At 71.9% G+C, this 12,438-nt stretch carries 8 protein-coding genes and 1 pseudogene; 3 read left to right on the top strand and 6 right to left on the bottom strand.

From position 1 onward, the window contains the following. Positions 1-65: 65 nt before the first annotated feature. From ACIQIB_RS26780 to ACIQIB_RS26790, 3 genes are read right to left on the bottom strand one after another with little or no spacing between them, the layout of a single operon-like run. Positions 66-1,997 (bottom strand): hypothetical protein, encoded by a 1,932-nt coding sequence (locus ACIQIB_RS26780; RefSeq protein ID WP_400761138.1) that lies wholly within the window; start codon positions 1,995-1,997, stop codon positions 66-68. A 37-nt stretch (positions 1,998-2,034) separates the two neighbouring features. Then, positions 2,035-3,222: a tryptophan 7-halogenase gene (locus ACIQIB_RS26785; protein ID WP_363608057.1), complete on the bottom strand. Its 1,188-nt coding sequence runs from the start codon at positions 3,220-3,222 to the stop codon at positions 2,035-2,037. A 20-nt stretch (positions 3,223-3,242) separates the two neighbouring features. Continuing rightward, positions 3,243-6,284, bottom strand: coding sequence for a LodA/GoxA family CTQ-dependent oxidase (locus ACIQIB_RS26790; protein WP_363608056.1), 3,042 nt, complete (start codon positions 6,282-6,284; stop codon positions 3,243-3,245). Between the two features lie 406 nt (positions 6,285-6,690). Between ACIQIB_RS26790 and ACIQIB_RS26795 the strand changes: the two genes are divergently transcribed. Further along, positions 6,691-6,948: a hypothetical protein gene (locus ACIQIB_RS26795; RefSeq protein ID WP_363608054.1), complete on the top strand. Its 258-nt coding sequence runs from the start codon at positions 6,691-6,693 to the stop codon at positions 6,946-6,948. Between the two features lie 131 nt (positions 6,949-7,079). On the opposite strand, the gene ACIQIB_RS26800 is transcribed toward ACIQIB_RS26795, so the two are convergent. After that, the gene (locus ACIQIB_RS26800; RefSeq protein ID WP_363608053.1) at positions 7,080-7,442 is read right to left on the bottom strand and encodes a hypothetical protein; all 363 of its coding nucleotides are present in this window, start codon (positions 7,440-7,442) and stop codon (positions 7,080-7,082) included. A 522-nt stretch (positions 7,443-7,964) separates the two neighbouring features. On the opposite strand from ACIQIB_RS26800, the gene ACIQIB_RS26805 reads away from it, so the two are divergent. Continuing rightward, on the top strand, positions 7,965-9,245 hold the full coding sequence (locus ACIQIB_RS26805) for a sensor histidine kinase (RefSeq protein WP_400761141.1): 1,281 nt from the start codon (positions 7,965-7,967) through the stop codon (positions 9,243-9,245). After that, positions 9,242-9,916, top strand: a complete 675-nt coding sequence (locus ACIQIB_RS26810; protein WP_363608051.1) for a response regulator transcription factor — start codon at positions 9,242-9,244, stop codon at positions 9,914-9,916. Before ACIQIB_RS26805 ends, ACIQIB_RS26810 begins: the two co-directional genes overlap by 4 nt. Before the next feature lie 250 nt (positions 9,917-10,166). On the opposite strand, the pseudogene ACIQIB_RS26815 reads toward ACIQIB_RS26810, so the two are convergent. Next, positions 10,167-11,384: pseudogene (locus ACIQIB_RS26815) on the bottom strand (IS701 family transposase). 64 nt (positions 11,385-11,448) lie between these two features. Next, positions 11,449-12,432 (bottom strand): spirocyclase AveC family protein, encoded by a 984-nt coding sequence (locus ACIQIB_RS26820; RefSeq protein ID WP_363608050.1) that lies wholly within the window; start codon positions 12,430-12,432, stop codon positions 11,449-11,451. Between the last annotated feature and the right edge of the window lie 6 nt (positions 12,433-12,438).

Raw genomic sequence — 12,438 nt, forward strand, 5'->3', positions numbered from 1 at the left:
AGGCCGGTCAACCCCACGGTTGACCGGCCTCGTTGTTTTCCGTCGCTTCTTGCAACTCCTTCACTTCACACCTGGAAGCTCTGGATGTCCGATGTCGAGCTCGTGAAGCCGTTGGTCGAAATGACCCTCACCTGAACCTGTGTTCCCGGAGAGAACTGGCTTCGGTCGATCGTGATCGTCGGGTTCTTCAGGCCGACCCCGACGGTCTGCCAGGTCCGTCCCCCATCAGTGCTGACCTGGGTCGCAAAGGTCTGACCGTCCTGCGGTACCGGGCCGAAGTCCAGATCCAGCCCGACGTTCCCGTCCTGTGCCGTCGTCGGACGGGCGCCGCGCAGGACCGGGGGCGGGGCTCCGGGGCGGAAGGTGTCCACGACCTGTCCGCCGACGAGCAGTTCGACGGACGCCGGGTCGGTCCCCACCGGGAGGACCGCGTCGACCAGGCCGGTGCGATCCTGCCCCGGTTCCGGGTCCGACGACAGCTTGACCGTGACCGGGAAGTCCTGCGGCGGTGCGCCGCCGGCCTGCTGGATCCGCAGGACCACCGGGACCCCTCCGTCCGGGCCGGCGCCGTCCGGCTGTTCGGCCTGTCCGGCCGGGGCCGGCCGGGCCGGTTGCTGGGCCGCCGCCGACACCGGGTTGACGAAGCGGATGGCACCGGCACGCTGGGTGAGGTTGACCGTCCCGACCACGCTGACGAGTTGCCCGGCGTCGGGTGCCGCTCCCCGTGCCGCTTCGTCGGCCGCCGGTATCGGGGCCGGCGCGGTGGTCACCGAGAGTTGCGGGAACCGGTCGTCGGGGCGGCCACCGCTCCGCATGGTGACTCTCAGTTCGTGGGCGGCCTCGCGGAGCGGAGCCACCGGGGTGGGCGCCGGGGCGCCGGCTGCGAGGGAGTCCTCGGCCAGCAGGCGCCGGCGGATGCCCTCGTAGGTGTAGCTGCAGGGCCACTGGAGGTTGCAGTAGGTCATGACATCGTGCCAGGGCACCCCTGGCTTGGCGGCCATCGGCAGATTCAGCTGGGGGTCGCCCACGTCGAATCCGGCGAAGCTGTTCGCGTCGTCGGCCAGCTGTCCGTTCTGGAACGGGTAGTTCTGCAGGTCGTCCTTCGATTCACCGCAGAATCCCGGGTGCTTGCGGCCGTAGGTGTGGCCGAGTTCGTGCCCGCCGTACCAGTCGGCGTACGTGCCGTCGAAGTCCCAGCCCCAGGTGGCCGCACCGCACGGCGACGAGGCGACGGTGGTGGGATCGGGTGTGTCGGGCACCCCGGAGGCGCATCCGCGCATGAAGAACCCGCCGTCGGCCGCCTGGCCGATGTAGTGGGTGCGCCGGTCACCGCCGGCGCTGATGTCGAGCGCGCGGATGGCGGCGATCTGGGCGTTGGTGTCGGTGCACTGGAACGGCGGGGTGGCCGTGACGTCGATGACGGCGTGTGGTGCTTCGACGACGTCGGCCACCGGGTAGGCGCGCCTGAGCCAGCTGATCAGGAAGGTGTGGTCCATGTCCCGCGGGGTGTAGGTGACCGGGGGGTTCCCGGCGGCGGCCATGGTGTAGCGCAGCCCCAGGACCCGCACCCGGAGCGGCGGGGAGGTGTGGAACCACACGGTCGGGCCGCCGGACGACCCGTTGAACGGGACGTCGGCACCCGTCATGGTGTCGGTCAGGGAGATCGAACTCACGCTGAGTGCCCCTTCGGCCGTCAGCACGCTCGGCACGACGAAGTTGAGGCTCAGGCTTGCGTCGGCCCGACGGGTGGGCAGGTCCTTGGGTGTGGCCGGATCGAGGGAAACGGTATTGGCCGAGGAAACGGTGATCGGGGGATCGGTGGGCGACCGGAGCAGGGTCACGGTGCCGTTCACGCCGGTGGCGGGGCCGCTCGCGCCGCTCACGTAGGCGCGGATCACGGTGACCTTGCCGGCGATCAGGGTAACGCTGTGCTGGAGGTCCTGAATGGCCTGGGTGACCTCCGTGGCGTCCAGTACGGCGAGCGTCTGAGTAGTCATGACTGACCCCTTGGAGGAGCGTTCCGGCCCTTTCAGGCTATGCCGCCGCAGGGCTGTCCGCCGTTCGGCGGCGACCCCAGAAGGGACTCAGAGGCCAACGCCGCTCCTGGCCGTACGCGTACGCATGATTCCTTCGGTAGGCCGCCGCGATGCCGTCCAGGAACGCCGTGTAGTCGGCGAGCGATGCCCTCGTCCGTCCCCCGTCGGCGAGGCAGTCGGCCACGGCCCGTCCGGCGCGGGCACCGGTGTGCAGTGCGGTGAGGATGCCCTGCGAGGAGAGCGGGTCGAAGGCGAGGGCGGCGTCCCCGGCCGCCACCCAGCCGGGCCCGGCCGCCGGGGTGAGCCGCAGGCCGTGGGCCGGCGTCCAGCGCGGCACGGGCGTCGCGGCCGGACCGTGTCCGGTCAGGCGGCGCCGGACGTGGACGGTGCGACTGAGCGCGTGCCAGAAGCCCTGCGGGGTCCGCAGGGACGGCTCGGCGAGGTCGGCGTCGGTCAGATGGGCGACCAGGCGCCCGGCCGGGATCCGGGTGGTGTACCACCAGCCGTGCGGCGCCGCCTCCACCAGGGTGCGGGCCTCGGCGTCCCCCGGGCCCTCCGGGCCGGCCGGCTGCGCCGGGCCCGACGGGTGGCGGTCGGGGAACACGGCGTACGCGGCGACGAGCCGGTCCTGCCGTCGGCGGTGGCCGCCGCGTCGGCCGATGACGCAGCGTCGGCCGGTCGCGTCGACCGTCCAGCGGACGGACAGCTCCGCCACGGCGCCGGTGGTCCGCTCGCGGACGATCAGGCGGTCGTCGATCCGCTCCAGTGCGGTGGCCTGCCGCAGTTCGGCGCCGGCCGCGACGGCCGTGTCCCGCAGGAAGGCGTCGAAGCGGAGCCGGTCGAGGTGCCAGCCGTGCCCGTACGGGTCGAACAGGTGGCTGCGGCCGTGCAGCGCTTCCGACCCCCAGGCGGCGTACGTGCCGGTGGAGACGGGGTGACCGGACGCCAGGAAGGCGTCCAGCAGCCCGAGGCCGCCGAGCAGCGGCCGGGCGGCGGGCGGCAGGAACTCCCCGATCTTGAACGCGGGCCGGGCGGGGGGCGCGGCGCGTGGCGGGGAGTGGCCGCCGTCGTCCAGGAGCACGACGCGGTGGCCGGCCCGGGCCAGGACGAGCGCCGCCACGGCGCCCGCCGGACCGCCGCCCGCCACGGCGGCGTCGACGGCGTCGACGGGGCCGGACGGGCGCACGCGAACCGGCGGGCGAGGGCTCACCGGCTGGGCCGCAGGCGCTTGACCTTGTCGATGAACCCGGCCGAGACCTCCTCGTCGGGAGCGTCCGCCATGGTGGCCGCGGTGGCCAGCGCGGCCGCGCCCAGGACGGGGTCCGCGCCGCGTTCCACGTGCACGGTGACCAGGTTGCGCCCGGCCGGCGGGGCGGGCTCGGCGGGGAAGCTCACCTCGGACTCCACCAGGACCTCCGCCGGGAGACGGGGATCGTCGCTGGGGCCGGGCCGGCGCTCGACCACCCCGAGCCTGCCGAAGTCCTGCACCATCGCGTTGATGGCGGCCGTGTAGTCGCGGGGCAGCCAGCGGAGCCAGGTCCGCCGGTTCTGGAACGCGGCCAGGCGATCGGCGATCGGGCGGGAGGTGTCCATCACCACGTCGTAGTCCTCCTCGGCGAGCACGTGGTTGGGCACCCGGGCCGGCCAGAAGGTGGGCAGGTACGGGTCGTACGGGCCGAAGCCGAGCGAGACGCCGTACTCGTAGCCCGACCGGCAGCTCGCCGTGTCGGTCTGCCACGGCACCGCCATCCACCGGGTCAGGTCGCCCGGGCCCTGGGCGTGCAGCGGGCCGTCGAGGGAGAGCGCGAGCTCCGGCGTCAGGGTCTGGCCGTAGTCGGGCGGGGGAGGCGCCGCCGGGTCGCGGTGCCGCACCCGGAACGGGCCGCTGTACAGGGTGATGTGGCGCATCGGCCAGGTCAGCTCGCAGCCCGGGTGGAAGGCGTCGGCGAGGCAGAACGACAGGGCCGCCCGGTCGAGGGTCCCGGGCTGTTCGGCGAACGGGACGTCGTCGAGGGTGGCGGGCGGCGCGGCCGTCGGGTCGTAGTCGTCGACGAAGTCCCCGCGGGCCCAGCGCTGCAGGAGGCGGTACTGCAACGCGGAGAGCGCCATGTGCTGGCGCACGGACTGGGGCGGCAGGTTCATCGCGTCGCCGTAGACCGGCGGCCAGGGCACCGGTGACATGCCGTCGCGGTCGTAGTCGCGGACGGCGAGCCAGATCTGCCGGCGCAGTTCCCGCTGGACGGGCGAGGGGTCGGCCAGCGCGGCGACCCGGGCGGGGTCGAGGAGGAACTCGCGGCCGCCGAAGCCGAACTGGGTGGCCAGGCCCTTGTTGACCCACTGCAGGCCGGACAGCCGGCGCAGCACGGGCAGCACGTCACGGGTGAACGAGACCTGCTGCGGCTCGGGGAGCTGCCCGGCGCTGAAGAAGGAGTCGCGCACCAGGTCGTACATCGTGCGCACCGAGGCGAGTTCGGGCGCGTAGTTGGGGGGCGCGGTCACCACCCAGCCCGGCTCGACCGGGATCGGCCGTCCGTCGATGCTCACCTCGGCGGTGACCGGGCCGTCGGAGGTGTCGTCGTACCAGCCGTCGTTGTTGGCGAAGGTGTCGGCGGGGGTGCCGGTCGACGAGGCCGAGACGCCGTGGCCGCCGAGGAAGATCAGCCGGCCGCTGTCGTCGGTGCGCAGTTCCCCGAGGTAGACGGGTTTGCCCATGAAGGTGCCGGTGTCGAAGCGGTACTCGGGCTTGTCGGAGCGGTCGCGGCCGCGCACCGAACGGGGGCCGGGGTCGATGACCAGGAGGTCCTTGCGCTGGTCGGCCTGGATCTTGGGGTTGCGCAGGTTGCTGGCGTCGGACTGGTTCGCCTCCGGGATGTCGAGGGCGATCTGGAACTGGTACCAGGCCGCCTTCGAGTTGGCGACGTGCACGGTCCAGCGCAGGTCGGCGTTGTCGGCGGTCAGTTCGGCGACCGGCTGGCCGGCGGCGTTGTAACCGTAGACCCGGAACCGGACGGCCTGGCGCTTCAGGGCGCCGGTGACGTCCTTGTAGCTCCCGGCGGGCAGCGGGGCCGGATCGTCGACCTCGGGGGCGAGGACGAAGTCGTCCATCGTGCTGTCGCCGACCCGGGCCACGCCGATGGCCGGGTGCACGGCGGCCCGGACGATCCGGGTGTCGCGGGCCGCCGGCGGGGTGATCTGCGGACGGGCGGGGCCGGGCTCGGCCGTCGGGACGCCGTTCACGTCGCGGCGCTGTTCGGCCGAGGCCAGGTACACCGTCCTGCGCACCTCGGCGATGCTGCCCACCGGGGTGTGCTCGGCGAGACCGTGCCACGGGTTGAGGGAGAGGTTCTCACCGTACGCGGCCTGGCCGCGGGCCGTGACGTCCTGCTGCTGGAGGGTCAGCCGGGCCACCTTCACGGGGGCGCTCTCGGACTCCTCCCACCGCACGGTCGCCCGGTCCAGCGGCATCTTCTCGTCGTCGGTGCGGAACTGGAGCATCAGGTCGAAGGCCGCCGGACCGGCCTTGAGCCGGTGGACCAGGTCGGCACCGAGGTAGGTGGGGTTCTCGTCGGGCGGAGTCGCCGCCGGGTCGCCGGTCTCGCAACCGGCGGGCACCAGCTTGTACTTGACGAAACGATCCGGTCCGAAGGCGTAGGGGAGCACACCCCAGTAGGTGGCGGTCAGCACGCTCGGCTCGAACTTGGCCATCGCGTCGAGGATTTCGCGGGTGACCGGATGGGCTTCCAGGTACTTGTCGTAACTGCCGTCGATGACACCGGCCTTGGTGAACTCGCACATGTCCTGGGCGGTGTCGACGAAGAAGACGTCGAAGTTCTGCAGCAGCAGGTCCTGGGTGCCGGCCTCGGCGTAGCCCTCCAGCAGCTTCGGGCCGGGCACACCGAACAGCTTGATGCCGATGCCGAGGGTGGTCATCAGGTCGGGACTGCCGGGCACGGTGTCGCTGGAGAACCGCACCCAGGCGGACAGGCCGCCGGCCTGGGTGCGGGTGCTCTCCAGGAACCCGACGCGCAGGTCCGCCGGCAGGTCGTCGGCGACCGTGAGCGTGCCACGGGCCACGCCGTGCGGTTTGAGGAACACCGGCCGCTTGACGGGGTCCTGGCCGCGGGCCATCCGCACGCCCTGGGTCAGGTCCACGAACATCTGCTTCAGTGCGCCGGCCGCGTTCTCGGCGCAGCCCGGCAGGGGTGGCAGCCCGGCGGTGTCGTCGAAGGGCTCGGGGGTCCCGGTCATGCTGTGCTCCCGTCGGTGCGGTGGTGGGTCGGGGCCGGCGGGTCGCTTCGGGCGATGCCGCTCGCGGCTTCCGGATCCCAGACAAGCGTGCACAGACCTGCGAGGGGTGGCGCGCCGACGTACCCCCGAAACGACCAGGCAGCGGGCCCGGTGCGGACCATCTCACTCCAATCGGTCAGCAGCGGTCGCCCGGTCCGGGGCCCCGGTGGCAGCGTCGTCGATGGGATGTGCTGGAGAGGATCGGGGACGCGGTGCGCAGGGCCGTCCTCGACGAGGTCGCGGGGCTCGACCTCGCGCCGCCGCCGCGTGAGGCGCCGTTCGGCAACGCCGGCTCACCGCACGACGCGGTGGACGCGTCGGTGCGGCGGCCGGGTCCGATCGGGATCGTGATGGCGCCGGGGGAGTGGTGGGCACCGCCGAGACCGATGCGGCCCGGGCCGGGGCGACGTGCCCGAGCAGCCTGTGCGCCCCGGGCCACCTGCTGCTCGGCATCGTCCGGCAGGACGGGACCGTCGCCGCACTGCGCCCGCCGCCGGCAGTGGACGCCGAGTTCACGGCCCGGGCCTCCGCCCCCGGCCTGCGCCCGCCGGAGGCACGGTTCCGCTTCGCCGGGCCCTGCGTCGAAGCGGCCTGCGGCCAGTGGGAGGGGGATCGGCCCTCATAGGGTCAGGTCAGCCGACCCCATGTGGCCGGTCAGTCCGACGGGATGTCGGGTTGACCGGCCGTTCTGGTGTTCGTGGACGCGGACGGCCCCTCACGAAATCGTGAGGGGCCTCGCGCGTACGCCGACAGCCGCTACCGCGACAAGTTCTCCAGAGCCGACAAGATGACACACAGGACGTTGTCGATGGCGGGGGCAAGGGAGGAAGTCGCCAATGCGAAACCGAAGAGTACGCCAACGATCCCAGTGAATACGACGGCCGGCCGGTGGTGGACGAGGACAAGTGCGAGGAACACAAGGCCGAGGAAAATGACAGCTGAGATCGAATGCAGCACGGACAGTCCTTTCTGTCGAGGTGATGCAGTGGAACAGGCCTCCGGGTAGCCATGCGCTTCATGGAGGGGGGCATGCCTGCGCAGCCCGCCCGGACCGGTGGCAAGCATCACCTGATCAGCGATGGCAGCGAGATCCGGCTCCTCGCCCTGGTCGAACGGCATCCCGCCGGTCGCTCGTCCCGCCCGCCTGCGGACTCATCTGCCGACGACGGCTCAACAGGCGGTTCCAGTGGTCGTGCGACGAGTTCGTCGGCGCATTCCGCCCCTTCCGCCCCCTCGTGTACGGGCGGGAGACGGTGAGGGAGCCGGGCCCCGGAATGGTTCTTGGGGATCGCCGCCCATGGGGCTATTTCTATGCGACAGGGATCGTCCTCGCCATCCAGCGACCTTTTCCGCGCGCTGCCAACCGTGTGAACAGGAGGGGTTCAAAGCCCGGGTGATCGCGTGAACCCGCAGGTCACAGCGGCGTGGAGAGCTCCGGCCGGCCTGTCGCACAGATACCGGGATTCCGACTGAATGGGGTGACCTTGCGGAGTCGCCCTGAACGGACGTCGAGGGGGAGTGTCCGGTCGACGGCGGATCTGATGATCAAGGAGGTGTCGGCGGTGGCCGGGCTCACGGTGGCCGTAACGCTCCCTCGATCGGGGGAGGCCGCCGGTGGGCTGCCCGGCCATACTGACGATCATGATCAGGGGAATCCGGCCGCTGCTGCGCGGCTCCACGTACGCGGGTGCGCTGTTCGCCTACTGCGGAGCGCTGGCGAGCCTGCCGCTGCTTCCTTTCGCCATGCTGCCGGCGCTGGTGTGGCGGTCCGCTCCCTATGGGGTTCGGTTCGTGCTGACCCTGTTGGTCTGGGCGGCACTGATCGTCGTGGTCGGGCTGGCCCGCACCACGCGGCGGGTGCTGATCGTCGGCGCGCGTCGGCTGCTGGGAGTGTCGTTGCCGGATCCGGTGGTCCGTCGTCGGCCGACGGGCTCACCCGGCACCGCGTCGGCCCCTGTCGTGTCGTCCGGTGCCGATCGCTGGCGGACGCCGCTCTGGCTGCTGCTGCAGGTGGCGCTGGGGTGGACGGGAGGCCTGGCGGGCATGGTGCTGCTCGGCGCGGGCCTGGCCCTGCCGGGGGGCTGGTCCGGCGCCGAGGCGGGGCTGAGTCTGTTCGGCTGGTCGGTGCGGGTGGGGGACGGCTGGAGCAGTTGGGTGGTGGCGCTTGTCTGTCTGGTGCTGGTGCCGGTTGTGTGTGTGGTGGTGACGGGTGCTTTGCGGTGGCTGGCGCCGGGGTTGTTGGGGCCGTCGTCGGCCGAGCGGCTTGCGCTGGCGGCGGAGCGGGAGCTGCTGCTGGCCGAACGCAACCGGCTGGCCCGTGAGTTGCATGATTCGATCGGGCACACGCTGACGGCGGCCACGATTCAGGCGGCGGTGGCGGGTGAGGTGCTTTGCGTCGATCCGGTGGCGGCGCGGGCGGCTCTGCGTGGTATCGAGGAGTCGGCCCGGGCCGCGTTGGAGGACCTGGACTATGTGCTGGGTGTGCTGCGTGAGGAGGAGCCGGGGACGGCGCCGGCGCGGACCCTGGCGGATCTGCCCGAGTTGCTGGACCGGTTGCGGTGCGCGGGTGCGGTGGTGGAGCCGGTGCTGTCGGGCGACCTGGCGCGGGTGCGGGGGACGCTCTCCCGGGCGGCGTACCGGATTCTGCAGGAGGGGCTGACGAACGCGTTGCGGCACGGGGCGGGTGGTCCGGTCGAGGTCCGGGTGACGGTCGCGCCGGACGGGCTGGAGCTCGGCGTGGTCAACCGGACCGGGACCGGAGCGGGGACGGGCACGGGGGCGGGTGTCTTTCCGACGTCCGGGCACGGTCTGCCGGGGCTGGCCGAGCGGGTGCGGCTGCTGCACGGCGAGATCGAGGCCGGTCCGGACGGGCCGCGGCACTGGCGGCTGGCGGTCCGGCTGCCGATACGGTTGTCGGCATGACCGACCCTGCCGGCGCCCCCGTGACGCTCCTGATCGCGGACGACGACGAGGTGACCCGCAGTGGTCTGCGCATGCTGCTCGCGGCACAGCCGGGGATCACGGTGGTCGGGGAGGCCGCCGACGGCGTCGAGGCCGTCGAGCGGGCGCGGCTGCTGCGGCCGGACGTGGTCCTGATGGACGTGCGGATGCCGCGCTGCAACGGGATCGAGGCCACCCGGCAGTTGCTGGCCGCCTCGGCCGAGCCGCCGAAGGTCGTGATGATCACCACCTTCGAGAACGACGGCTACGTCACCGCCGCACTCAGCGCGGGAGCCAGCGGATTCGTACTCAAACGGCTCCCGGTCCGCCAGATCGCACAGGCGGTACGGGTGGTCGCGGCGGGAGAGGCGATCCTCTTCCCGGCGGCGCTGCGCCGGATGGTCGCGGCCCGTCCGCTGGGTTCCGCCGAGGCGTTGCCGGGGGCGGCGCTGACGGGGCGGGAGGAGGAGGTGCTGCGGCTGATGGCGACCGGTCTGTCCAACCCGGAGATCGCGAACGCGCTCGGGGTGAGTCTGGAGACGGTGAAGACGCACGTCGGGAACGTGCTGCTCAAGCTCGGCGCGCAGAACCGGACGCACGCGGTGGTGATCGCGTACGAGTCCGGTCTGGTGGTCCCGGGGTCCACCGGCTGACCGGACGGCCAGGGCGGCCGCCAGGGTCCGCTTCGAGGCCCGGACCGCGCGTCCGGGCTGCCGTGCCCCTGACCTCGGCGGCCCCGCACTCACCCCAACATCGGTGCACAGAAGGGAGTTTGACGACAGCTGGTAGTGCTTTGTCAGGTGGTGTCGTAGGTCTGCCATGGGATGGGTTGTCGGCATGTGGGGCAGGTGCCGGTCCAGGTGGCGATGAGGTGTTGGAGGAGGTCCAGGGCCTGGTAGAAGGTCAGGCCCTGGCCAGGGCTTTGGGGAGGGCCCGCTGTTCGGTGAGGAACAGGTGGGCGGCGCTGACGAGGGTGACGTGGCGGTGCCGGCCGATGCAGGAGCGGCCTTCGAAGTGGTCCAGGCCCAGGCGGGTCTTCAGCTCGCGGTAGCCGTGTTCGATCCGCCAGCGTGACTTCGCCAGCCGGACCAGGTCCTTGGCGGGGATGTCGGCGGGCAGGTTCGAGATCCAGTACTTGACCGGTTCCGCCTCGTTCTCCGGCCACTGGGCGATCAGCCAGGTGAGGGGGATCGTGCCGTCGTGGGCCGGCCTGGGACGCCGCCCGGCGAGCCGGATGCGCAGGAGGACGAAGTGCGAGCTCATCGCGGCTTTGGAGCCCTTGCGCCAGGTCACGCTCCGCCCGGCCCGGCGTCCGGCGGCCGGAACGTGCTCGCGCGGGGAGATCGGGCGGGAGCGGTGGCGTGGCAGTGGCCGCGGACCGAGGCCTCCGTAGGGCGGCTGGTACGGTTCGGCGTCCTCGCTGTGGGCGGTCATCTCGCCCTTGGCCTGCAGTACGTAGGCCAGGAAGCGGTCCTCCAGGCCGTGACGGAAGTCGGCGTTGGCGCCGTAGGCGGTGTCCGCGACCAGCACGGCGGGCCGCAGCCCCGTGCCCGCGAGCTCGTCGAGCATGTCCAGCGCCAGACGCCATTTCGGCCGGTGGTGCTCGTCCTCGGGGATCCGGCAGGCCGCACGCCGCCCGGCCGCCTGCGGCCCGTCCCATGACTCGGGCAGGAACAGGCGCCAGGACAGCGGGCAGGAAGCGGTGTCGGAGAGCGCGTGGACGCTGACGCCGATCTGGCAGCTGCCGACCTTGCCGAGGGTGCCCGAGTACTGCCGGGCGACCCCGGGCGACGCCTGGCCGTCCTTGGGGAACCCGGTGTCGTCCACGGCCCACACCTCGGGCCGCACCGCCCGCACCGCCCGCACCGCCCGCACGGCCCGCCGGGCCCGCACGTCCCCGACCGACCAGGTCGAGGACGTCATGAACTACTGCAACCGCTGGTGGTCGACTTGCAGCCGCTCGGCCATCGGCTGCATCGACTTGCGCCGGCCTTCCAGCAGCAGCCCCCGCAGATACAGTCCGCCCTTGACCCGCTGATCACACCGGGCCAAGGGCGCGAACACCTCAGCCGCGAACTCCTCCAACCGACCCCGCCACACCGCAAGCTCCCCAGCCCTCATACGACCGGAGAACTACCGACTACACGATGTGACAAGCCACCTAACAAAGCACTACCAGATGAGATCAAGGCGTCCACATGTAGCCGGGGGTGTCGGACGGCATCGGACCGCCGAGGAAGTGGCTGATCAGGAGGGTCACAGCGAAGTAGGTGAGGAGCAGGATGTTGGCCAGTCCGATGCCCGCCAGGAGGCGGACCGCGGCCGAGGCACGGCCGGTGAGGAGCTCCGTTCCGCGGAAGATGTAGGGGACGGTGCCGCGGGCCTGGGCCTGGTGACGGATCACGACGGCGCCGGTGGAGATGAACAGGGTGACCGCGGCGTAGTACAGCAGCGGCATCCCGTACCAGTGCCCCTCGAACAGGGTGAGGACGGTGGGCTGGGTGGCGTACGAGAAGAAGCCTGTGCTTCCCCAGACGGCCTCGATTGCCCAGTCGACGACGAATCCGGCGGCCAGCGCGGCGGGGAGGAGTCGCCCCCAGCCCCACTGCGGGAAGCGCCGGGAGATGCGGATGGTGAGCCATGCCTGGATCCACACCCAGGTCATCAGGGCGACGAAGCCGAGCCCGCTCAGGCCCAGAAGGGTCTCCGGCTGGCCTGGTGGGCTGTGCCAGCCCGGGATCTGCTCGCCCCAGGTTGCCACGTTGACGGTGTGGCGGTTCACCACGATCGACAGAGCCCGGTAGTTGAACAGAGGCGACTGCCAGAATGCGAGGACGTACCCCAGCAACAGGGCGGCGTCGAAGGTGATCTGCCCGGTGCGGCGGCATTGCCGTACGACGATCCAGGTGTAGACGGCCGCGAGCAGGACGACTACGGCTTGTACCGCCCAGACGGCCGCTTCGCGGGGAGCGGATATGTTGTCGTGGGCGGACGGCACCGCGTGGGCGTCACCCGCGGCGGCCCAGCGGATGAAGATCCATGCCTGCAGGGCGAGGAACAGTGCCCCCAGGGTGGCGAAGACGGTCGCCGGGGTGATCCGGCGGCTGCGTGCCTCTACCGGCGACATCTGCTGTCGGGCCGGTTCGGGGGTGGCGGGTCGTGGGTCCATGCCGGA

The organism is Kitasatospora sp. NPDC092286, assembly GCF_044755565.1.
Taxonomy (GTDB): Bacteria; Actinomycetota; Actinomycetes; order Streptomycetales; family Streptomycetaceae; genus Kitasatospora.